The sequence below is a fragment of the Roseateles sp. genome (genome assembly GCF_039595595.1).
GTDB lineage: Bacteria > Pseudomonadota > Gammaproteobacteria > Burkholderiales > Burkholderiaceae_C > Roseateles.
Map to the genome: position 1 here is coordinate 262,765 of NZ_JBCNLG010000005.1, position 20,745 is coordinate 283,509.

Genomic DNA, 20,745 nt, shown 5'->3' on the forward strand with positions numbered 1-20,745 from the left:
CGGTAGATCAGACGCCGTAGAGGCCAGCATCACGACCGGAGATACTCCTGGTCACTGGCATGGGGCGCATGCTAGCAGAGCAACCGCAAGCGCCACCTGACGCAGCGCGCATCGCGGGCCCTCCCATCGCCATCACCGCAGACTGAGCGTCGCCCCCTTCCAATCCGCCGCCTGCCAGCGCTGGAACGCGCCCAGCATCGCGACATCGCCGGCCTGGCGCCTCGTCTCCAGCGTGTCGAGATCGACCTGCTCGTAGCTGCGCTTGTAGCGGCCTTCGGCGCGGGATTCGCGCGCGACCAGGAACTCCTTGCCGCCCGGCACCCAGCCGGCGAACTCCGCGTAGCCCAGGCCCGGCTGCGCTGCCACCGGCGGCAGCACCGTCATCCGCCAGCCCTGCGCGGTGCGGCGCAGCAGCCAGAGCTCGCGCCAGCCATCGGCCGGCACCGAGGCGATCGCGATCGCATTGCCCTCCCGGTTGATCCGCGCCGAGGCCGTCATCACCAGCCCCCAGGCGCAGTGACGCAGCAGCGCCGGACTGCCCTCCTTCGCGCCATTCGTGGCCAGCGTCAGGCAGGTCTCGCCCGGCTGGCCCGGGAGCACCGTCAACGTCACACCGGCCAGCGTCTGCGTCGACGGCCCTGTGGGCAGCGCCGCCCAGCGCATCGCGTTGCCGCGCATCGCCGCGTCGTTGTAGTCGCGCTGGTCGTCCTCCGACAGCTCGGCCGGCACGATGCGCGCGAACGCCTCCAGCGCGCGACGCGAGGCCGCCGACGACGCATCAACCTGAAGGCTCACAGTTGTTTCGCCTTCGCCAGCGCCGGCACGCCGCGCGCGGATGAAGGCCAGGCTGCTCCACACGCCCGACTGGCGCATCAGCACGCGATTGCGCCAGTGCGTCGCGAGCGCCGGATCGCGCAGGTCGACTTTGTCCAGCACGTCCGCGCGCCACTGGTCCATCTGCTCGCGCCGCGCCGGCGTTGCGGCCGGATCGAGGCAGTCGACACGCGTCAGCGCGAGCGCCGCGCGCGCCTTCTGCTCGGGCGTCGAGGCCGGCATCGCCAGCACGCGCCGGAACGCCTCGCCGTCGTAGCAGAGCTGCATCGCGCCGGCCTCGCGCTCCAGCGAGCGGAAACGCAGGCCATAGCGCGCCGCCACGTCGAGCTGCGCGGCCACCTGCGTCTCCGCCGCCGTCGTCGAGCCATCCGCCTTCGGCTGCACGCGCGAGGCGCGATCGGCCAGCCGCTCGGCCAGCGTGCCCATCGCGTCGAGCGCCTCGGCGCCGTCCGCGCCGTTGATCTGCTCCGCGCTCGCCGCCTGCACGTAGGCGGCGGCCAGGCCCAGCCCGAGCGACTCCGCGCCCGGCTGCTGACGCACGACGCGCAGCGCGGCCAGCAGCGCCTGCGGCTGCGCGGCCGGGCCGGCCAGCGGCAGCAGCGCGGCCTTGCGCACGAAGCCGCCGCGCTCGCGGCGGTAGTCGTAGACCTGGAAGTGATCCGGGCGCTCGCCGCGGATCTCCAGCGCCTCGCCGCGCCACAGCTGCGCCTGCGCGGGCGAGCCCTCCTTCGCCGCCGCGCGCAGCGCGACGTTGTCCTGCACCACCAGCGCCGTGCGCACCGGCGCGGCGCCGTCAGCGACACCGGCCCGCTTGATCGGCGGCTTGGGCGCGGTGTCGTCGGTGGCCGCCTCGGCGGCATGGACACACAGCAGTTGCACGGCGACGGCAGCGATGGCGGCAGCCATCACGAGCTTCATGCGGCACATGGCGATTTCCTTGACGGGTTCCTTGACGTTCATCAGGACGTTCATCACGACGTTGATCCCAGCCTTCATTGCGCGGCCTGATCCTGGGCGGCGGACGTGGCCGGCGCGGCGTCCGTCTTCGCCCCCAGCAGCGTCTTGCCGATGAAGCCGCCGTCGGCCGGCGGCGGCGCGATGATCACCTGCACCTTGTCGGACAGCTTGTCGGCCATCGCCTTCTGGATCAGCAGCGGATGGCGGCTCAGCAACGCGCCCTCGGCGGCCATCTGGTCGACGGCAACCTTGCCGATGCGCGTCTGCCGATAGGCCTCGGCGTCGGCCAGTTTCTCGCGCGCCTTGGCCTCGCCGTCGGCCTCGATGCCGCGCGCCTGCGCGTTGCCCTCGGCCATGCGCACCCGCGCGACGCGCTCCGCCTCGGCTTCGAGCTGACGCTGCTCCACCTGGCGCTGCTTGAAGGGCAGCACGTGCTTCATCGCCTCTTCCTGGCCCTTGGCGGCGATGACCTGCTCGCGCGCAGCGGCCTCGGCAGCCGTCTCGCGGCGCACCTTCTCCGCCGCGGCCTCGAGCTCGGTCTGCTTGACCTGCTTCTCCTTGAGCTCGAGCGTGTAGCGCATCTTCTCGCTCGCGAGTCCCTCGGACAGCAGGTTCTCCAGCCCCGCGCGGTACTCCTGCGGCAGGTCGACGTTGCCGATCTCCAGGCCGCGCAGCACGATGCCGTCCAGCGCCAGCTTGCGGCGCAGCTCACCCTCGAGCGCCGCCTGGATCGGGCCGCGCTGGGTCGAGAAGATCTCGCGCACCGTGTGCGTGGCGATCTGGCGATAGACGATGCCCTGCAGCGCCGGGGCGATGACGTCGCCCTCGATGTCGTCGGGCAGCGTGGCGGCGAGCTGCGCCAGCCGGGCCGGATCGACGGTCCAGCGCACCGTCAGGTCCAGGCCCAGCGACAGGCCTTCGAGCGACTGCAGCGGTGCCTCGCCATCGGCGCGGGCGAAGCGCGTCGGGTGATAGCTGCGGTCGCGCAGCGGCAGGTCGCGGACATCGTGCAGGCCGGGGATGCGCAGCAGCGAACCCGAGCGCGCCTCGGTCACGCCGCCGGTCAGCTGGTTGGTGCGCAGGCTCACGGCGCCGCGCGGCACTTCATGCAACGGTGGATGGGCCACGAGCAGCGCCACCGCGCCGGCGACGGCCGTGAGGCCGGCCAGCCAGGGCAGGCAGCGGACCAGGCCGGCGCCGGCGCGCTTCAGCGCTTGGCCGGAGTGGCCGGAGCCCAGGTCGCCAAGATCACTGCCGCCGTCACCGTCCTGGCGGCGGGAGAAGCCGGGCAGCCGAGCCTTCAGCCGTGCGGCGGCGTTGCGGATCGATTGCAGGCGGTCGTTCATGAGGTCCTCCGGGGTGCCCGCTCACGGGCTGTTGGGATGTCGCTCATGGTCCGGAGACGGCGCGGAAGCCTCAATGCGGGCGCGTGGCGCCTCCCTTCACGGTCCGGAAGAAACCTTCACGGGCCGGCGGCGCGCGGCCGGCCGGGGCTGTCCATAATCCGGCGCCATGGTCATCCCCAGGAACAAGGTCGCCGTCATCGAGGACGACCGCCCCACCAGCGAGCAACTGGCCGGCTGGATCCGCGCCGCGCGGCCCGAGCTGCAGGTCGATCAATGGTTCGACCGCGACGCCGCCGAGGCGGCGCTCGCCCGCGAGCGCTACGAGATGGTCGTGCTCGACATCGAGCTCGGCCGCGAACGCAACGCCGGCATCGCGCTGATCAACGAGATCAACAAGCTCGGCGCCGGCACGCCGGTGCTGGTGGTGTCGGCGATGCCGGCGGCGATCTATCGCGGGATCATGAAGGCGCTCGACGCCTGGGACTACCTGCAGAAGACCAGCTTCGACGAGGCCGAATTCATCGACACCTTCCTCGACATCCTGCGCGCCGCGCGGGCCCGCGCCAGCGCCGAGCCGGCCGGCGCCGCGCCGCACGCGCTGCAGCTGGACCCGCTCTGGCAGCGCAGCCCGCTGTGGAAGGGCCAGCGCATCAACCTGCCGCTGACGGCGCAGCGCATCCTCGCCACGCTGCATCAGCGCGCACCGGAGGTGGTGTCGTACGAGGAGCTCTACGACGTGGTCAAGAGCGGCCGCACCCGCGACAACGTGCGCAAGCATGTGTCCACGCTGCGCGAGGCGATCAAGGAGGTCGACCCGGCCTTCGACGCGATCGAGAACGTGCCGATGCGGGGATTCAGGTGGCACGGTCCGCGATGAAGGCGGCCCCTTGAAGCTCGGGCCGGTCGAGCTGCCGGCGCTGGCCGTGCCGCGCCTGGGCCCGGCGGCGTTCCGGCGCCGCGCGGTGGTGCACCTGGCCTTCCTGCTGCTGGCGCTGGCGACGGTCGGCCTGGTGCTGACGGTGCTGATCGACCAGAAGCAGCGCGCCTACCAGCGCTACGCGCAGGGCTTCCGGCAGTCGCTGGCGGAGATCGTGCTGCAGCTGCGCCATCCGAGCGGCCAGCTCGCGCTGCTCAATCCGACGATGAGCGCCGGCGGCCGCGACGGCCAGGCGCCGGTGCTGCTGCCGTTCTCGGCGATCGACTTCGACGACCAGAACAAGGCCCAGCGCGCCGTGGAGATGGCCGGCTGCGGTCTGCGCTGGCCCGATGGCGCGAGCCTGTGCGCCGCCGTCGGCGCCAGCGCCTATGCGGGCGGTTTCCTCTACCTGGTCGGCAGCCTGGAGAGCGGTCCGCTGACCGGCCGCGAGCATGGCGCGCTGGACCTGGCCGGCGTGCATCGCGCCCGCGTCACGCTGACGCTGCGCGGCCAGACGCAAACCTGGATCGCGCCGTTCGAAGGCGCGGCCGCGGCCGACGGCACCCAGCGCGGGCGGCTGACCGGCTTCATCGGCGCCGGGCCGCAGTTGCCCGGCAAGGCCCGGCCGGTGCGCGAGTTCCGCGGCTGGCTCTGGCGTGAGGGTCCCTGCGCGGAAGGCAGCAGCGGTCCGTTCTGCGCACGGCGCACGTTCTATTCGATCCGGCTGCCGGTGGAGGCCTTCCAGGAGGCGCTGTTCGATGGCGACGGCCATCGCGCGCGGCCGGTGTGGCCGCCGGCCGACCTCGACCAGGCGCGGGTGCGGGTGGAACTGCTCGGCCCGGCCAACGCCGCGAATGGCGAACCGCCACCGGTGCTGTTCGACAGTGCCCGGCCGGGCGCCTCGCTGGCGCAGTCGCTGGACCGCATCGGCGCCTCGCTGCAGCCCGGCGAGACGCTGCGCATCGAGCGCCAGGGCCGGCAGCCGCAGACCATCGCCGAGCGGCGCGGGCCGGAGCTGTCCGAGCGCGCGCTGCCGTGGCTGATCCACGTGATGCGCCGGCTGCCGGTGCGCGGCGAGGTGCTGGGCGTGGGCGCGGATACCGATGCGGCCGAGGTGCGCTGGCTGACCGCCTCCGACGAGGTCGCGACGCCGAGCGGGCGCTACCGGCTCGACCTGCGCGGCGACCTGCGCAGCCTGGACCGGCAGCTCGCGCTCGAGGCGCGGCCGCTGGCCTGGCTCGCGGCGGCGATGCTGTCGGCGGTGGCGCTGGCCTGGCTGATGGTGGAGCTGGGGCTGATCCGCGGCATCGCGGTGCTGACCCGGCGCGCGGCGGCGGTCTCCTACAACATGCAGGACGCGCGGGCGGACCAGCGCATCGGCGAGCTGGACGTGGCCGACCTGCGCGGCCGGGACGAGCTCGGCATCCTGGCCGGCAGCCTGGCCGACGCGCTGAGCCGCGTGAAGGACGGGCTGCGCCGCGAGCAGCTGCGCGCCGAGCGCGAACGCGAGATGTGGCACGCGGTGGGCCACGAGATCATGTCGCCGCTGCAGTCGCTGATGCTGCTGCACGGCGCGCCGGACGATCCCAGCCACCGCTACGTGCAGCGGATGCAGCAGGCGGTGAAGGTGCTCTACGGCAGCGCGCCGCCGAGCGAGGCGCTGGCCTCGGCCGACCTCCACCCGGAGGTGCTGGACCTGGCGGCCTTCTGCCGCGAGGTGGCCGGCAATGCGCATTACGCGGGCATCGAGGACGTGACGTTCGCGACGGAGCTGTCCGGCCCGCAGCCGGTGCATGCCGAGGCCTATGCGCTGGAGGATGCCGTCACGCACGTGCTGCGCAACGCCGACCGCTACCGGCCGCGCGGCACGCCCATTGCCCTCACGCTGGAGGCAGGCGAGCCCGGCACGCTGCTGCTGCGCATCCGCAACCAGGGGCCGGCGATCGACGAGGCGATGCTGGAGAAGATCTTCGAGTACGGTGTGTCCGACACCGCGCCGCAGGCGGCCGGCGAGCGCCGCGGACAGGGGCTGTTCGTCGCCAAGACCTATCTGGCGAAGATGGATGGCGGCATCCGGGCATTCAACGTGCCGGAAGGCGTGGTGTTCGAGATGACGCTGCGCCGCGCCGCGGCCTGACGCGCGCCGCGCCCCTTTCGCTTCAGGAGGTCTCCATGCCGATGAATCCCCATTACGCGCTGACCGAGCCGATCCGCGACGCGGTCGACACCTTGTCCAAGGATCACCCGCTGCTGGTCGAGTTCGGCGCCTCGTGGTGCCCGATCTGCAATGCCGCGCAGCCGCTGCTGGAGCAGGCCTTCGGCGGCGGGCACGAGCGGGTGCAGCACATCAAGGTCGAGGACGGGAAGGGGCAGCCGCTGGGGCGCTCGTTCAAGGTGAAGCTGTGGCCGACGCTGATCTTCATGAAGGATGGGCAGGAGGTGGAGCGCCTGGTCAGGCCCACGTCGGTTGAGGACATCCGGGCGGCGCTGACGCGGATCGATGGCGGCTGACGGACAATCCGGCGCCATGACTGAAGCCCATGTGCTGCTCCCCAAGGACGGAGCGCCCGACCTGCTGTTCGTGCTGCTGCACGGCGCGGGCGGGGATGCCGAACAGATGCGCCCGCTCGCCGAGGCGCTGCACCGCCAGTACCCGCGCGCCGCGCTGGTGCTGCCCGAGGGCTTCGAGCCCTTCGACGCGATCCCGGGCGGCGGGGCGGGGCACCAGTGGTACTCCGAACAGGGCGATGACGCGTTCAAGGCGCAGCGGCTGACGGCGGCGGTGCCGGGGCTGATCGCGCTGGTGCGGGCCTGGGCGGAGAAGCTGGGGCTGAGCTGGGAGCGGGTCGCGCTGGGCGGGTTCTCGCAGGGGGCGATCCTGGCGCTGGAGGCGCTGCAGCAGGAGGCGCAGCTCGCGGGCCGGGTGCTGGCCTTCGGTGGCGCGTATGCGTACTGGCCGCAGCATGCGCCGAAGGACGTGTCGATCCATCTGCTGCATGGCAAGGACGACACGGAGCTGCCCTACCCGGCGCTGCTGAACGCCGCGCGCGAGTTGATGGCGCTGGGCGCGGACATCACGGCGGACGTGCTGCCGCGCGTCGGCCACGAGCTGCATCCGGAACTCATCGAGCGCGCGATGGAGCAGTTGCGCACCTTCATCCCGGCGCGCCTGTGGCGCGAGGCGGTCCTGGCCGCGGCGGAACAGGACAAGGGCGAGCCCAAGCACTGACGTGCTCTCCCTCGACAAGAACTCCCTCGCCCCCCGCGAGGGGGGAGAGGGCAGGGGAGAGGGGGTTTACTCAATCGAGCGTGACCTCGGTCCTCACCGTGCCCGCCCGGTCCGCCCATGCCACGAGGCTGAGCCTCGTCCCCTGCGGCGCGCGCACGACCCACTCCCCATAGGCCCGATCCCCGGTGATATTCCGCTCCGGAAGAAACGCCAGCTGCGTCTGCTTCGGCGCATGCCCTTCCAACTGCGGCCCTTCCATCCGCGGTTTCCCGCTGACCAGCCCCACCTCCGGATCCACCGGCAGGAAGATCTCGAACATCACGCCGCGCGTCTGCTTGCGCGCCAGCGCCTGCTTGGTGACGTAAGCCGGCAGCCATCCGCTGTTCCCCACGGCCATCCTCACCCGCCAGGTATCCGGCCCGAGCGCGCGCACTTCCGTTCTCAGCAACTCCAGCTTCGGCAGGCTCAGCGCGATCTGGTTCATCCACGCAGGAAACCGCGCCGCCTCGCGCTCGCGCAGATGCGGCGGCGGATTGCGCCAGTAGTTCATCTTGTCCCAGCCGCCGATCTCCACCGGTCCCAGCTGCGGATGCATGAACGGCGTCCACTCGACATGCGCCTGCCCGCCGCAGTGTTCGTCGCTCCACTTGAGCAGCTTGAGGTCGTCCTCGACCGGATGGTCGCGGAACCAGTCGATCCACTTGTAGCCCTCGATGCCCGCCTCCTTGTTCGGCGACCACAGCTCCACGACCCAGAACAGCGCGCCCAGGTGCTCGTACACCCAGTCCTGCGTCCCGGTGATGACTTCCTTGGGGTGGTACTTGAACTCGTGCCAGATGCTCACCGCCGGATAGCCGGTGTGCTGCTCGCCGAGCTTCGAGAAGCGCTGGTAGGTCCACAGGTCCTCGGGCGCCATGTCCTCGTCGCTGCGCGTGCCGCAGGGGCGCAGGATCACGCCGCTGTGGGTGTGGAAGCTGATCGCCGCGCCGATGTTGGGATGGCCGACCATGAAGTCCACCATCGCGCGCACCTCCGGCTCGCTGGTCGGATACGGCCCCGCGCCGACCTGCTCGAACTCCTGCCGCCAGCCCGCCGGGAAGTTGCGGTTCAGGTCCAGGCCCTCGCTGTCGCGGTTGACCTTGATGCTGAGCCCGTCGTGATTGATCACCAGGCCCTCGGGCATCAGGCGGAAGTACTCGCCGCCGAATTCGCCGGGCTCGCGCGGCACCATCAGCCGCGGATCGGACGCGTGTTTCTTGTAGCCGCCATGCGGATCGGGCACCCGCATCGTCAGGATGCGGCCGTCGCCGTCGATGTCCTCGACGCTGAGCCCCTCGACCGGCTCCTCGTCGAACGGATAAGGCCGCGTCGAGGAGCGGATGTGGCGCGGCCGGTCCGCCAGCGCGAGCTCGGCGCCATCGGGGTTCAGGCGCGGGACCAGATAGATCGTGCGCGTGTCCAGCAGCTGCGTGACCTGCGCGTCGCTGCCGTACTTGCTCAGCAGCTCGTGCAGGTAGTAGAGGCAGGTCGTGCAGGCGGTCAGCTCGGCGGCGTGGATGTTGCCGTCGACCCAGAACGCGGGCTTGTCGACGTCGGCGCCGGTCGCGGTGTTGGTCAGGATCACGGCCCAGATCTCGCGCCCCTCGAAGCTGCGCCCGATCGAGCGCACCGACACCAGGTTGGGACGGGCCTGCGCATAGCCGAAGAGCAGCTGGGTCAGCGCCTCGTAGCGGGGGAACTCGTCGAAGCGCGGACTCGGCAGCGCGGGGGTGGGCGCGGGCTCGGCGGCGGGCGGGAGAGCGGTCATGGGCATCCCAGGGACGGTGGCGGTGCGGGCGATTTTGCATGGGGCGGCCCCGGCGTCCGAGAGGGCTCTCCAGCCCGCGACAGCGCGTTTACCCTGAGAGCGGTTAAATTGCGTCCCTTGAGACGTGCGCGGCGGAGATCCGGCGGGCGCGGCTCGCACGACGTGAACGACTTGAACGACAAGGCGCCCGCGAGGTCGCCGAGGTGAGCTGGAGAGATGGCTGTGAATCACTGCGAGAAGATCCCGTTGGGGACGCAAGGGGCGACCGAGTGGGAAGTGGTGCACCTGCCGTCGTCGCTGGGGGATTTCCAGGCCCGGGCGTTCCGCAGCCCGGCCACCGGATCGGAACACCTGGTGTTGTCGGTGGGTCCGCTTCAGGAGCGCGGCGGCCTGCTGCGCATCCACAGCGAGTGCCTGACCGGCGATGTGTTCCAGTCGCTGCGCTGCGACTGCGGCCCGCAGCTGCAGGGCGCGCTGGATCTGCTCAAGGACGAGGGCGGCATCGTCATCTACATGCGCGGGCATGAAGGGCGCGGCATCGGCCTGGTCGAGAAGCTGCGCGCCTACGCGCTGCAGGAGGCCGGCGTGGACACGATCGACGCCAACCTGCGCCTGGGCCATGCCGAGGACGAGCGCGACTACGCCGACGCGATCGACATCCTGTGCCTGCTGGGCGTGAAGAGCGTGCGGCTGATCACCAACAACCCGCAGAAGCGCGACGCGCTGGTCGAGGGCGGCGTGGAGGTCGAGGCGCTGGTGCCGCTGCGCATCGCGGCGAACCCGCACAACGAGCGCTACCTCGAGACCAAGCGCAAGCGCATGGGGCATTACCTGGAGTGAGGCGGAGGCCGGGCCGCTGCACCGGCATGCGCTGACCCGCGCTGCGCAGTCGCCACCTCAAAGAGGTGGAAGGCGCGCGCGCGCACCTCCATGTCGAGCCATCCACAAGGCGACCGCCGAAGTTCAGCATCTGCGGCTTTCCACTTCGATGGGGAGCCGTGATGACCGTGACGGAACAGCAACTGGGGCAGCGCATCCGGATCGCGCGGGAACGCTTCCACCTGACCCCACAGGAGCTTGGGGAATTCGTCGATCTGGCGGCGTCGACGATTGAAGCCATCGAGCAAGGCGCCCGCCGGGCAGAGTCCCGCGAGCTGCTGCGAATCGCCTTCGCGACCGGCCGGCACGCCAGCGAGTTCTTCGATGAACGATTCGCCGACAGTGGCGCCCTCTCCGCGCTCTTTCTCGCGAATGCGCAGATCAGGGATCGGCGCGCCTTGACGATGGCCCTCCAGCAGGGCATTGCCTTCGCACTGCAATTCGCGTCGCTGGAGAACATGCTCGGCATCGACCGCGCCGCGGCTCTGCCCGCGGCCGTCGATCTGCCGGCGCCACTGGACCGCGAGGAGGCCGTTGCGCAAGGACGGGGCGTCGCGTCGGACGAACGGGCTCGGCTTGACCGGCATGGCCTGCTGTTCGATCGAATGCAACACCTGCTCGAAACGCAGGGCGTGGGCAGCGTTGCCGTCGATCTGCCCGAGGACGTGTCGGGCCTGATGCTCTGCGAGCCGCGCATTGGCGCCTTCGTGCTGTTCAACGCCGCGCAATCGCCGGCCCGGCGGCGCTTCTCGCTCGCGCACGAGTATGGGCATGTGCTCATGGACCGCCATCTGTTGGGCTCGCTCAGCGCCATGCGACGCGAGGGCGATCTGACCGAGTTGCGCGCGGACGCCTTCGCTGCGGAGTTCCTGACGCCGTGGGGCCGGGGCTCCGCCAATGATGCCGATCCCTGCGAGGGGCATCAGCAGAGCGACGGCCGAAGCGCGAGCCTCGGGCGACTGCTGAGCCTGGCGTGCGAGGCGTTCCGCCGGGACGAGATCTCACGAAGGAAACTGTTCGAGATCGGCCGCACCTTCGGCATCGAGCGCGACACCGTCGCGGGCGTCATCCGTGCATTGGGACTGGGGTGATGGTCGATGACAGGGACGATGCCAACTTCTCGCGACCACGTAGTGGTCACCGACACCAACGTTCTCATCAACTTCATTCACCTCGAACGGCTCCCGCTGCTGAATCACATTCCGCGTCACCGCTTCTCGGTCCCCGAGCAGGTTGTGGATGAGGTCACTCGTCCCGATCAGGCGAATGCACTCTCCGAGTCGCTGGTCAATGGTCAACTCGATCGCTGCGACACAGGCGAGAGGGCGACCTTCGAGCTGTTCTCGCGTCTGTGTCTGAGGATCGACGTTGGTGAGGCCGCCTGCATCGCCATCGCGTTCACCGCAGGACATTCGGTCGCCACCGATGAACGGCGCCAAGCTGAGCGGATCGCCAAGCAATTGCTGGGCGAGTGCCGGCTGCTCCGCACAGAGGACGTGATCGACCGTTGCATACACGCAGGTCTGGTGTCCATCCCCGAGGCGGATGCGTTCAAGTCGCAGTTGGAGGCGAGGCGCTACAAGATGAACTTCGCGTCCTTCGCGGAACGAATGGCGGCTTGATCCCCATGACGCAGCTTCCGCCCCCCTCCAGCCAGTTCCGCCACCTCCGCGGTTCCGGTTCGCCACTCCCGCTCTACCGCATCGACCTGCGCGGCGAGCCGCGCCTGATCGCCTGGATGCGCCTGCTTCATCCGCAGGGCGTGTCGATGGATTTCCTCGAGCCTTTCGGCTGGCCGCTCGACGCCGACATGCGCGCCGGCCGCTTCGACGGCCTGCCCTATCCGCTGCAGGACATGCGTCCGCAGGGCTTCCTCGGCCGCCACTTCGCGCGCTACTACGCGCCGCTGCTGCAATCCTCCGAGGATCCCAACACCTGGTCCGACGACGACGCGCTGCATGCGATGTCGCTGCTCGGCGCCGAGGCACCCGGCGATCTCATCGTCGGCGAGCACGCCTGCGACCTCTGGCGTGAGCACGTCCGCCAGGTGGCCGCCGGCCGCACCGCGCGCGGCGTCGCCAATGACGACATCCCCCGCGCCTTCCCCGCGCTCGCCAAGCTGATCCTCACCGAGGGCATCCCCGGCTCATCGGCCGGCGGCGAGTTCCCGAAGTTCACCGCCTTGCGCTTCCATCCCGGCGGCACGCAGCAGCACGTGCTGGTCAAGTTCACCCATGCCGACGACTCCCCCGCCACCCAGCGCTGGCGCGACCTGCTCGCCTGCGAGCACCTCGCCGCCCAAGCGGTGACCTCGCACCTGGGCATCTCCGCCGCGACGACACGCCTTCATCACCATCAGGGACGCACCTTCCTGGAAATCGACCGCTTCGACCGTCATGGCGCGCTGGGCCGGTCTCCGCTTGCATCGTGGTTCGCGATCAACGCGGCCTTCGTCGGCGCCGCGGGCAAGCCCTGGCACCACGCCGCGCAGGCCCTGCTCGAGGATTGCTGGCTCACGCGGCGCGAGCTCTCTCTCATCGAGCGGATCTGGCACTTCGGCCGCCTCATCGCCAACAACGACATGCATGACGGCAACCTGTCATTCCGCCCCGTCGCTCGCAGCGATGGCGGCGTGGCGTTCGAGCTCGCGCCCATCTACGACATGCTTCCGATGGCCTATGCACCGCGGCGGGGCCACGACCTGCCGGCCCCGCCCTTCGCCCCGAGCCGCGCCGCATCTGGCGATTCCAACGAGTGGCACCGCGCCCTGAACGCCGCCACGGCCTTCTGGCGCGACGCCGCCAACGACACCCGCATCAGCGCCGCCTTCCGCCGCCTCTGTGCGCTGAACCACAAACGGCTCTCGAGCCTCGCCTGAGCCGCCCCCAACGTCTTCGCAACAGATTGCGACGGACCCACAACCATTTCCATGCGCGCCGGAACCCACGCTCATCCACTGCCTGAGTTCCGCTCGCGCCCATGCCGCCTTTCGCCTTCATCGCGCCCTCCTGGGATGCCGTGCTCCGGCAGCTCCTGCTCGCGCCCTGCCTCGAAGAGATCCTCTTCCGGCTCGGCCTGCAGGACCTGCTGTCGAGCTCGCGCTTCATCGCGATGCGGCGTCATGCGGCCGCGCTGACGGCCCTGGCCTTCGGCACCGCGCACGCGGCCGCGCTGATCGCCGCGACGCGGCCCGGTCCGATGCCCGCGGCGCCGATGCTGCTGCTCGCGCTCTCCACCGCCCTGCCCGCCTGGTGGATCGGCCGCGGCTATCGCCGCCATCGCTCGCTGCCGCGCTGCATCGCGTGGCACGCCGCCTTCAACGCCTGCTGGCTGCTGTTCGCCGCGCCAGTGCTGCTCCCGCTTCTCTCTTCATCCCCATGAGGCCCCGCGTCATGACCCCTCCCTTCCGCCACGCCCTGCCCGTGGCGATCGCCGCGATCGCCGCCACCTTGGCCGCTCCGGCCTTCGCCGCCGATCCGATCGCCGGACAGAGCAAGTTCTCGCAGTCCTGCGCCGCCTGCCACTCGGTGGCCTCCACCTCCGTCGTGGACCGCGGCCGCAACAACCCCGCGATGATCCAGAACGCGATCAACACGATCCCGGCGATGACCGGCACGCTGTCGGGCAACATCAGCGCGTCCGACCTCGCCGACATCGCCGCCTACCTCGGCAACTCACCGGGCTCCATCAGCTTCGCGCAGACCTCGGTCGGACAGTCGAGCGCCGTCTCCACCGTCACCATCAGCGCCAGCCGCCTCACCGCGCTGGGCAGCCTCACCGCCACGGCGAGCGGCGACTTCGCCATCCAGGGCGGCACCTGCGGCGCCAGCGTCCCCGCCGGCACCAGCTGCACCGTCGGCGTCGTGTTCCAGCCGACCGCGGCGGGCTCGCGCACCGGCGCGCTGACCCTCTCCCACAACGGCATCTCGACGCCGATCCCCATCGCGCTGAGCGGCACCGCCAACGCGTCGCTCCAGGCCGGCCTGTCCGCCGATGCCTCCACGCTGGCCTTCGGCACGCAGTCGGTGGGCACGGCCTCCGCCGCGCGCACCGTCACGCTGACCAACAGCGGGACCGCCTCGCTGGACTTCGGCAGCATCGCCATCACCGGCGCCAACGCGGGCGACTTCACGCGCGGCGGCAGCTGCGCCGTCGGCACGCCGCTGGCCGTCGGCGCGACCTGCACCGTGACCGCCACCTTCGCGCCCGCCGGCGCCGGCAGCCGCGCCGCGACACTCGCCGTCGCGGCCACCGCGCCCGCGGCGGGCGGCGCCGCGGCCAACGTCAGCATCGCGATGAGCGGCACCGGCCAGATCGCCGCCACGCCGGTCTCCAGCCTGTCCGCCACCAGCCTGTCGTTCGGCACGGCCACGGTCGGCACCACGACGGCCGCTCAAACGCTCACCGTGACCAACACCGGCAGCGCCGCGCTGAGCTTCAGCGCGATCACCGCCACCGGTCCCTTCTCCACGACCCACACCTGCGGCACCAGCGTGCCGGCGTCCGGCACCTGCACCGTGTCGGTCAGCTTCACGCCGGCCGCCGCCGGCCCCGCCACCGGCGCGCTGACGCTGGCCAGCAACGCCACCGGCTCGCCGCAATCGGTGCCGCTCGCCGGTACCGGCGCGCTCGCCAACACGGCAATCCTGAGCTGGAGCCCCGCGGCCGGCGCCGACTTCGGCACCGTCACCGTCGGCGCGGATGGCGGCCTCAAGCACTTCACGTTGAACAACACCGGCACCGCCGCGGCCACGCTGGGCAGCTTCAGCCTGGCCGGCGACGCGGCCGCCGACTACCGCGTCGACACGGCCTCCACCTGCGTCGCCGGCGCGTCGCTGGCGGTGGGCGCGAGTTGCGACCTGGCCATCGGCTTCAGCCCGCGCGCCACGGGCGCGCGCGCCGCGACGGCCAACGTCGCCGCCGACAACGCCTCGCTGCCCGCGGCGCTCACGCTGAGCGGCACCGGCCAGGGCGCGCCGCAGCCGGCGCTGCAACTGTCCGCGACCTCGCTCGACCTCAGCTCGGCCGATGCCGCGGGCCGTCCGCTGACGCTGACCAACAGCGGTAACGCGACGTTGCGCATCGCCTCGATGACGGTCAGCTCGGCCCGCTTCGCGGTCGACACGAGCGGGGCCAACAGCTGCGGCACGGCGCCGTTCACCGTCGCCGCCGGCGCGACCTGCCAGATCACCGTGCGCTGGCTTGGCGCGGACGGCGCGGCCTCGGATGCCGCGGGCACCGACACCGCCACGCTCACGCTGCAAGGCGACATGTCCCCCGCCACGGCGGCCGTGGCGCTGAGCGGTGCCACTGGCGCCACCGCCCCCGCCAACAGCGGCGGCGGCGGTTGCTCGATCGGCGCGGGCACCGGCGCGGCCGACCCGCTGCTGCTGCTGATGGCCGGCCTGTCCGGACTGATCCTGTGGCGCCGCCGCGCGCGCGCCGAGCGCGTGCGCACCGCCTGACCCCCAACGTCCTGGAGTTTCGATGTCCCTCTTCCGTTCCTCCCTCACCGATGCCCGCCGCGGCACACGCCGCCACGTCCTGAGCACGCTTGCCACGATGGCCGCGATCGGCGCCGCCGTCTTCGCGGCGCAGTCGCCGGCCCGCGCCGCCGATGCCGGCCAGCCCTTGCCGGTCGCGAGCGTGCCCGGCGCGGACGGCGCTCCGGTCGCGCTGTACGACGGCAAGGCCAAGCTCACCTACGTCGACTTCTGGGCCTCGTGGTGCGGTCCCTGCCGCCAGTCCTTCCCCTGGATGAACCGCATGCAGGAGAAGTACGGCGCGCAGGGCCTGCGCATCGTCGCCGTCAACCTCGACGCCAACCGCAACGACGCGCTGAACTTCCTGAAGGAAGTGCCAGCCAAGGTCTCGCTGGCCTTCGACGGCAAGGGCGACTCCGCCCGCCGCGTCGGCGTGCGGGCGATGCCCAGTTCGGTGCTGCTCGGCCCGGATGGCCGCGTGCTGGCGCAGCACGCCGGCTTCCGCGCCGAGGACGAGGCCGAGCTCGAAGCCCGCATCGCCGCCGCGCTGAAGACGCCCTGACGCCCCCCTGAGCCAGGCCCGCCCGACTTCCCTTCCGATCGAGGAATCCCGATGTCCACACCTCCGATGCCACGCCGCGCCGCGCGCGCCGCGATGACCACGGCGCTCGCCCTGGCGGCGCTCGCCACCACCGGCTGCGCGATCACGCCGCCCCAGCCCTGGGAGAAGGGCGCGCTCGCCCGTCCCGAGATGACCATGGGCGGCGACGTGCTCGGCGACCGCTTCGCGCAGCACATCTACACCAGCAAGGAGAACGCCTCCGGCGGCAACGGCGTGGGAGGAGGCGGCTGTGGCTGCAACTGAGTTCGAGACCGCCGACGCGTCCAGGGCCGGCGGCTGGGGAGGCGTGCTCGCCGCCGCGCTGCTGCTGCCCGGACTGCACGCGACCGTGCAGGCCGAGACCGCGCCCGAGCAGGCCGAGATTGCCGTCAAGGTGCTCTCCTACCGCGATCGCCAGCCGGGCTTCGACCGCATCAAGGTCACCGCGCCCTCGGTCTACCTGATGGTGCCGGTCGCCGGCCGCTGGTCGGTCGAAGGCTCGCTGGTCAGTGACAGCGTCTCGGGCGCGTCGCCGCGTTATCACAGCGCGGTGTCCGGCGCCTCGCGGCTCGACGAGGAGCGCACCGCCGGCGATGTCCGCGTCACGCGCTACAACGACCGCGACGCGTGGTCCATCGGCGCCGCCTACTCGACCGAGCACGACTACCGCTCGCGCACGATCTCCGCCGACTACCGCCGCTCCAGCGAGGACAACAACACGACCTGGAACATCGGCGCCGCCTTCGGCGACGACTGGATCGGCTCGTCGAACGACCCGACGCTGAGCCGCGGCCGCAACACCACGCAACTGATCGCCGGCGTGACGCAGGCCTGGACGGCGAACGACCTGGTGCAGCTCAACGTCGGCGCGAGCTGGGGCCATGGCATGTACTCCGACCCGTACAAGTTCCCCGACCGCCGGCCGGACCGCCGCGAGCAGTACACGGTGATGGCGCGCTGGAACCACCACTTCAGCGACTGGAAGGCGACGCTGCGCAGCAGCTGGCGCTACTACTCGGACAGCTTCGGCGTGCGCGCCAATACGCTGGAGACGGCGTGGGTGCAGCCGCTCTCCGGCGGCTGGACGCTGACGCCGATGCTGCGCTACACGACGCAGCGCGCGGCCAAGTTCTATTACGACCCGGTCTACGACCCCGCGCTCGGCGCGCCCTTCCCACCCGGCTACACCGCGACCTCGCCGCAGTACCTCTCCGGCGACCAGCGCCTGTCGGCCTTCGGCGCGATCACCGCCGGGCTGAAGGTCGCCTACGAGTTCGCGCCGCGCTGGACCGCCGACTTCAGCCTCGAGCACTACGAACAGCGCGCCGGCTGGCGCCTGGGCGGCAGCGGCTCACCCGGTCTGGATCGCTTCCAGGCCGACTGGCTGCAGATCGGCCTCTCGCACAAGTTCTGAGCCACGGCCATGCTGCGCGACACCGCGTTCTCCTCCCCGGCGCAGGCGGGCGCGCCGGACGCGCCGCGGGACGCGCCATCGGATGGCCCCGCCGCGCGCGAGCATCGCCACGTCTTCACGGCGATGGCCTCGCCCAACGAGATCGTGCTCGCCGGCGTATCGCCGCCGCAGGCCGCCGAGGCCTGCGCGCTGGCCGAGGCGGAGATCCGCCGCATCGAGCGCAAGTACTCGCGCTACCGCGATGACAGCGTGATCTCGGCGATCAACGCGCGCGCCGGCCGCGGCGGCGTGACCGTCGACGCGGAGACGGCGCAGCTGCTCGACTTCGCCGCCGAGCTGCATCGCCAGAGCGAGGGCCTCTTCGACCTGACCAGCGGCTGCCTGCGCCGCGCCTGGGACTTCAAGGCCGGCCGCGAGCCCACGCCCGACGCGCTGGCCGTGCAGCTCGCGCGCATCGGCTGGCACCGCGTCCAGTGGGACGGCCGCGCGATCGCACTGCCGCAGGCCGGCATGGAGATCGACTTCGGCGGCATCGGCAAGGAGTACGCCGCGGACCGCGCCATCGCGGTGCTGCACGGGCTCGGCCTGCGCCACGGCTTCGTGAACCTGGGCGGCGACCTGCGCGTGCTGGGCCCGCGTCCCGATGGCCAGCCCTGGGTCTTCGCGGTGCGGCATCCGCGGCGCGAGGACGAGGTCTGCGCCCGCATCGCGCTGAGCGAGGGCGCCCTCGCCACCAGCGGCGACTACGAGCGCTTCTTCATCACCCCCGACGGCCGCCGCTGCTGCCACATCCTGGATCCGCGCACCGGTCAGCCGGTGCGCCACTGGCAGGCGGTGAGCGTCGTCGCGCCGCTGTGCATCGCGGCCGGCGCGCTGGCCACGATGTCGATGCTGATCGGCGCCCAGGCCGCGCAGCGGCTGAGCACGCCCGGCGTCGGCTTCCTGCTCGTCGATGGCGACGGCCGGCTCCAATCCCACGACCCCGAACGACTCCTCCAACACCCTGCTCCCTCTCCACCATGAGATCACTTGCTTCCCTGCTCGCCGGCGCGGCCTCCGCGCTCGCGCTGGCCGCCGGCATGACCGGCGCCCACGCGGCCGACGACCCGGCCTTCCTCGACCCTGCCCAGGCCTTCCCGGGCGAGGCCCGCATCGAACTCAAGGACGGCGCCAGGTCCGGCCCGCTGCTCGTTGAATTCAAGGTCGCACCGGGCTATCACCTGTATCGCGAGCGCTTCGCCATCGAGGCCGAGGGCGCCGCGCTGCCCGCGCCGCAGCTGCCGGCCGGCAAGGCGGAGTTCGACCCGAACTTCAACAAGACGATGACGCTGTGGGCAGGTCCCACGCGCATCACGCAGCCGCTGCCCGAGGCGCAGGAGCCGTCCACGCTGACGGTCCGCTATCAGGGCTGCGCCGATCGCGGCCTGTGCTATCCGCCGCAGCAGGCGCAAGTGCATCTGACGCGCGATGGCGCGGGCGTGCTGCAGGCGCGCTGGGAGGCCCAGCCCGATGCGCTGTCCGCGCCGATCGAATCGGCCACGCCGGCCGCCTCGTCCACCAGCGGCACCGCCGCGGCGACCGCGTCCACGGCGCCAGCCTCCGCGGCCGCGCCGGAACCTGCGGCGGCCCCGCTCGACAGCAGTGCCGCCGCGCTCCAGTCGGGCAGCCTGCTGCGCGTCGTCGGCATGTTCCTGCTCGGCGGGCTGCTGCTGTCCTTCACGCCCTGCGTGCTGCCGATGCTCCCCATCCTGTCGTCGATCATCGTCGGCCAGGGCGCGCCGGTATCGCGCGCCCGCGGCTTCACGCTGGCGCTGGCGTATTCGATGGGCATGGCGATGGTCTACACGGCGGCGGGCGTCGTCGCGGGCCTGCTGGGCTCGGGCTTCGCCGCGGCGCTGCAGAACCCCTGGGTGCTCGGGTCCTTCGCGCTGCTGCTGTCGGTGCTGGCGCTGTCGATGTTCGGCGTCTGGGAATTCCAGATGCCCGGCTTCATCCAGGACAAGGTCAACAACGCGTCCAACCAGCTCAAGGGCGGCCGCCACATCGGCGTGTTCCTGATGGGCGGGCTGTCGGCGCTGCTGGTCGGTCCCTGCGTCGCGGCGCCGCTGGCCGGCGCGCTGGTCTACATCAGTCAGACCCGCGACGTGGTGCTGGGCGGTTCGGCGCTGTTCGCGCTGGCCTGCGGCATGAGCGTCCCGCTGCTGCTGCTGGGGCTGTCCGCCGGCACGCTGCTGCCGCGCGCGGGCCGCTGGATGGAGCACGTCAAGACCTTCTTCGGCCTGGTGCTGATCGCGGTCGCGCTGTGGCTGGTGTCGCCGGTGCTGCCGACAGGCGCGCTGATGTTCCTGATCGGCGCGGCCGCGCTGATCGCGGCGATCTGCCTGGGCACGTTCGAGGCCGGCCGGCCCCGCGCCCTGAAGGCGGGCGGCGCGCTGGTGGCGCTGTGGTCGATCGCGATGATCGGCGGCGCGCTGTCCGGCGGTGACAGCGTGCTGCAGCCGCTGCGGCACCTGGCGCGCGGCAATGGCGCCGGCGCGCTGCCGATGGCCAGTGCCGAGGCGGCTTCGGCCAAGGGGACGCCGGCGTTCGAGCGCATCACCACGGTGGCGCAGCTCGACGCGGCGCTGGCCTCCTCCGACCGTCCGGTGATGCTGGACTTCTATGCCGACTGGTGCGTGGCCTGCAAGGAGATGGAGCACCTGACCTTCTCCGATCCGGCGATCGCCGCGCGGCTGCGTCAGGCTCGGCTGCTGCAGGCCGACGTCACCGCCAACAGCGCGGAAGCCAAGGCGCTGCTCAAGCGCTTCCAGCTGTTCGGCCCGCCGGGGATCCTGTTCTTCGACGCGCAGGGCCGCGAACTGCCCGCCGCCCGCACGATCGGCTTCCTGCCGGCCGATGAATTCGCCCAACGCCTGGACCGCGCCAAGCTGTGAACTGACATGACATCGATCCAACGACACACGACGCTGCTGATCCTGGGCTCCGGCCCCGCGGGTTACTCCGCCGCCATCTACGCGGCCCGCGCCAACCTGAAGCCGCTGCTGGTCACCGGCATGGCGCAAGGGGGTCAGCTGATGACCACCACGGAAGTGGACAACTGGCCCGCCGACGTGATGGGCGTGCAGGGACCGGAGCTGATGCAGCGTTTCCAGCAGCATGCCGAGCGCTTCCAGACCGAGATCGTCTTCGACCACATCAACAGCGTCGACTTCTCCAAGCGCCCGTTCACGCTGACCGGCGACAGCGCCGTGTACACCGCCGACGCGGTGATCCTGGCGA

The 20,745-nt window shown here is 71.5% G+C and carries 19 protein-coding genes; 16 read left to right on the forward strand and 3 right to left on the reverse strand.

Features of this window, described 5'->3' with window-relative positions:
- Positions 1 to 132 precede the first annotated feature (132 nt).
- Both ABDW61_RS09435 and ABDW61_RS09440 read right to left on the reverse strand, forming a co-directional pair.
- The gene (locus ABDW61_RS09435; protein WP_343638196.1) at positions 133 to 1,830 is read right to left on the reverse strand and encodes a hypothetical protein; all 1,698 of its coding nucleotides are present in this window, start codon (positions 1,828 to 1,830) and stop codon (positions 133 to 135) included.
- Entirely contained in the window at positions 1,827 to 3,137 is a 1,311-nt protein-coding gene (locus ABDW61_RS09440; protein WP_343638197.1) for an SPFH domain-containing protein, read from the reverse strand. The genes ABDW61_RS09435 and ABDW61_RS09440 overlap by 4 nt, the downstream gene beginning before the upstream one ends.
- Before the next feature lie 166 nt (positions 3,138 to 3,303).
- Between ABDW61_RS09440 and ABDW61_RS09445 the strand changes: the two genes are divergently transcribed.
- Genes ABDW61_RS09445 through ypfH form a run of 4 tightly spaced genes read left to right on the forward strand, consistent with a single transcriptional unit; the run spans position 3,304 to position 7,282 of the window.
- Entirely contained in the window at positions 3,304 to 4,014 is a 711-nt protein-coding gene (locus tag ABDW61_RS09445; RefSeq protein WP_343638198.1) for a response regulator, read from the forward strand.
- Positions 4,015 to 4,024: 10 nt separating this feature from the next.
- Positions 4,025 to 6,190 (forward strand): HAMP domain-containing sensor histidine kinase, encoded by a 2,166-nt coding sequence (locus tag ABDW61_RS09450; RefSeq protein ID WP_343638199.1) that lies wholly within the window; start codon positions 4,025 to 4,027, stop codon positions 6,188 to 6,190.
- 35 nt (positions 6,191 to 6,225) lie between these two features.
- Positions 6,226 to 6,564: a thioredoxin family protein gene (locus ABDW61_RS09455; RefSeq protein WP_343638200.1), complete on the forward strand. Its 339-nt coding sequence runs from the start codon at positions 6,226 to 6,228 to the stop codon at positions 6,562 to 6,564.
- A gap of 16 nt (positions 6,565 to 6,580) precedes the next feature.
- Positions 6,581 to 7,282, forward strand: coding sequence for an esterase (gene ypfH / locus ABDW61_RS09460; RefSeq protein WP_343638201.1), 702 nt, complete (start codon positions 6,581 to 6,583; stop codon positions 7,280 to 7,282).
- A gap of 70 nt (positions 7,283 to 7,352) precedes the next feature.
- Here ypfH and ABDW61_RS09465 read toward each other — a convergent pair whose 3' ends face one another.
- The gene (locus tag ABDW61_RS09465) at positions 7,353 to 9,089 is read right to left on the reverse strand and encodes a M14 family metallopeptidase (protein ID WP_343638202.1); all 1,737 of its coding nucleotides are present in this window, start codon (positions 9,087 to 9,089) and stop codon (positions 7,353 to 7,355) included.
- Positions 9,090 to 9,305: 216 nt separating this feature from the next.
- Here ABDW61_RS09465 and ribA point away from each other — a divergent pair, with 216 nt between their 5' ends.
- The 12 genes from ribA to ABDW61_RS09525 form a co-directional block, all read left to right on the forward strand.
- Positions 9,306 to 9,929: a GTP cyclohydrolase II gene (ribA, locus tag ABDW61_RS09470; RefSeq protein ID WP_343638203.1), complete on the forward strand. Its 624-nt coding sequence runs from the start codon at positions 9,306 to 9,308 to the stop codon at positions 9,927 to 9,929.
- Positions 9,930 to 10,090: 161 nt separating this feature from the next.
- Complete coding sequence (locus ABDW61_RS09475) at positions 10,091 to 11,059, forward strand: XRE family transcriptional regulator (protein ID WP_343638204.1); 969 nt, start codon at positions 10,091 to 10,093, stop codon at positions 11,057 to 11,059.
- Positions 11,060 to 11,101: 42 nt separating this feature from the next.
- Positions 11,102 to 11,590, forward strand: coding sequence for a hypothetical protein (locus ABDW61_RS09480; protein WP_343638205.1), 489 nt, complete (start codon positions 11,102 to 11,104; stop codon positions 11,588 to 11,590).
- Positions 11,591 to 11,595: 5 nt separating this feature from the next.
- Entirely contained in the window at positions 11,596 to 12,846 is a 1,251-nt protein-coding gene (yjjJ, locus tag ABDW61_RS09485) for a type II toxin-antitoxin system HipA family toxin YjjJ (protein WP_343638206.1), read from the forward strand.
- A gap of 101 nt (positions 12,847 to 12,947) precedes the next feature.
- Positions 12,948 to 13,349: a CPBP family glutamic-type intramembrane protease gene (locus ABDW61_RS09490; RefSeq protein WP_343638207.1), complete on the forward strand. Its 402-nt coding sequence runs from the start codon at positions 12,948 to 12,950 to the stop codon at positions 13,347 to 13,349.
- A gap of 11 nt (positions 13,350 to 13,360) precedes the next feature.
- Positions 13,361 to 15,433 carry a choice-of-anchor D domain-containing protein gene (locus ABDW61_RS09495; RefSeq protein ID WP_343638208.1) on the forward strand — a complete coding sequence of 691 codons (2,073 nt, stop codon included), beginning with the start codon at positions 13,361 to 13,363 and terminating at the stop codon, positions 15,431 to 15,433.
- Between the two features lie 22 nt (positions 15,434 to 15,455).
- On the forward strand, positions 15,456 to 16,013 hold the full coding sequence (locus ABDW61_RS09500) for a TlpA disulfide reductase family protein (protein ID WP_343638209.1): 558 nt from the start codon (positions 15,456 to 15,458) through the stop codon (positions 16,011 to 16,013).
- Positions 16,014 to 16,064: 51 nt separating this feature from the next.
- Complete coding sequence (locus ABDW61_RS09505) at positions 16,065 to 16,316, forward strand: DUF4266 domain-containing protein (RefSeq protein ID WP_343638210.1); 252 nt, start codon at positions 16,065 to 16,067, stop codon at positions 16,314 to 16,316.
- Positions 16,303 to 17,466: a DUF3570 domain-containing protein gene (locus tag ABDW61_RS09510; RefSeq protein WP_343638211.1), complete on the forward strand. Its 1,164-nt coding sequence runs from the start codon at positions 16,303 to 16,305 to the stop codon at positions 17,464 to 17,466. The genes ABDW61_RS09505 and ABDW61_RS09510 overlap by 14 nt, the downstream gene beginning before the upstream one ends.
- 9 nt (positions 17,467 to 17,475) lie before the next feature.
- The gene (locus ABDW61_RS09515) at positions 17,476 to 18,489 is read left to right on the forward strand and encodes an FAD:protein FMN transferase (RefSeq protein ID WP_343638212.1); all 1,014 of its coding nucleotides are present in this window, start codon (positions 17,476 to 17,478) and stop codon (positions 18,487 to 18,489) included.
- Complete coding sequence (dsbD, locus tag ABDW61_RS09520) at positions 18,486 to 20,399, forward strand: protein-disulfide reductase DsbD (RefSeq protein WP_343638213.1); 1,914 nt, start codon at positions 18,486 to 18,488, stop codon at positions 20,397 to 20,399. The genes ABDW61_RS09515 and dsbD overlap by 4 nt, the downstream gene beginning before the upstream one ends.
- A gap of 6 nt (positions 20,400 to 20,405) precedes the next feature.
- Positions 20,406 to 20,745, forward strand: a 340-nt coding sequence (locus ABDW61_RS09525; protein ID WP_343638214.1) for an FAD-dependent oxidoreductase, incomplete at its 3' end; no start/stop codon positions are given.

Bases quoted from the DNA above. Each gene is read 5' to 3' on its own strand.
- ABDW61_RS09435 (WP_343638196.1), bottom strand. From the start codon at position 1,830: ATGAAGGCTGGGATCAACGTCGTGATGAACGTCCTGATGAACGTCAAG.
- ABDW61_RS09440 (WP_343638197.1), bottom strand. From the start codon at position 3,137: ATGAACGACCGCCTGCAATCGATCCGCAACGCCGCCGCACGGCTGAAG.
- ABDW61_RS09445 (WP_343638198.1), top strand. From the start codon at position 3,304: ATGGTCATCCCCAGGAACAAGGTCGCCGTCATCGAGGACGACCGCCCC.
- ABDW61_RS09455 (WP_343638200.1), top strand. From the start codon at position 6,226: ATGCCGATGAATCCCCATTACGCGCTGACCGAGCCGATCCGCGACGCG.
- ypfH (WP_343638201.1), top strand. From the start codon at position 6,581: ATGACTGAAGCCCATGTGCTGCTCCCCAAGGACGGAGCGCCCGACCTG.
- ABDW61_RS09465 (WP_343638202.1), bottom strand. From the start codon at position 9,089: ATGACCGCTCTCCCGCCCGCCGCCGAGCCCGCGCCCACCCCCGCGCTG.
- ribA (WP_343638203.1), top strand. From the start codon at position 9,306: ATGGCTGTGAATCACTGCGAGAAGATCCCGTTGGGGACGCAAGGGGCG.
- ABDW61_RS09475 (WP_343638204.1), top strand. From the start codon at position 10,091: ATGACCGTGACGGAACAGCAACTGGGGCAGCGCATCCGGATCGCGCGG.
- yjjJ (WP_343638206.1), top strand. From the start codon at position 11,596: ATGACGCAGCTTCCGCCCCCCTCCAGCCAGTTCCGCCACCTCCGCGGT.
- ABDW61_RS09490 (WP_343638207.1), top strand. From the start codon at position 12,948: ATGCCGCCTTTCGCCTTCATCGCGCCCTCCTGGGATGCCGTGCTCCGG.
- ABDW61_RS09495 (WP_343638208.1), top strand. From the start codon at position 13,361: ATGACCCCTCCCTTCCGCCACGCCCTGCCCGTGGCGATCGCCGCGATC.
- ABDW61_RS09500 (WP_343638209.1), top strand. From the start codon at position 15,456: ATGTCCCTCTTCCGTTCCTCCCTCACCGATGCCCGCCGCGGCACACGC.
- ABDW61_RS09505 (WP_343638210.1), top strand. From the start codon at position 16,065: ATGTCCACACCTCCGATGCCACGCCGCGCCGCGCGCGCCGCGATGACC.
- ABDW61_RS09515 (WP_343638212.1), top strand. From the start codon at position 17,476: ATGCTGCGCGACACCGCGTTCTCCTCCCCGGCGCAGGCGGGCGCGCCG.
- dsbD (WP_343638213.1), top strand. From the start codon at position 18,486: ATGAGATCACTTGCTTCCCTGCTCGCCGGCGCGGCCTCCGCGCTCGCG.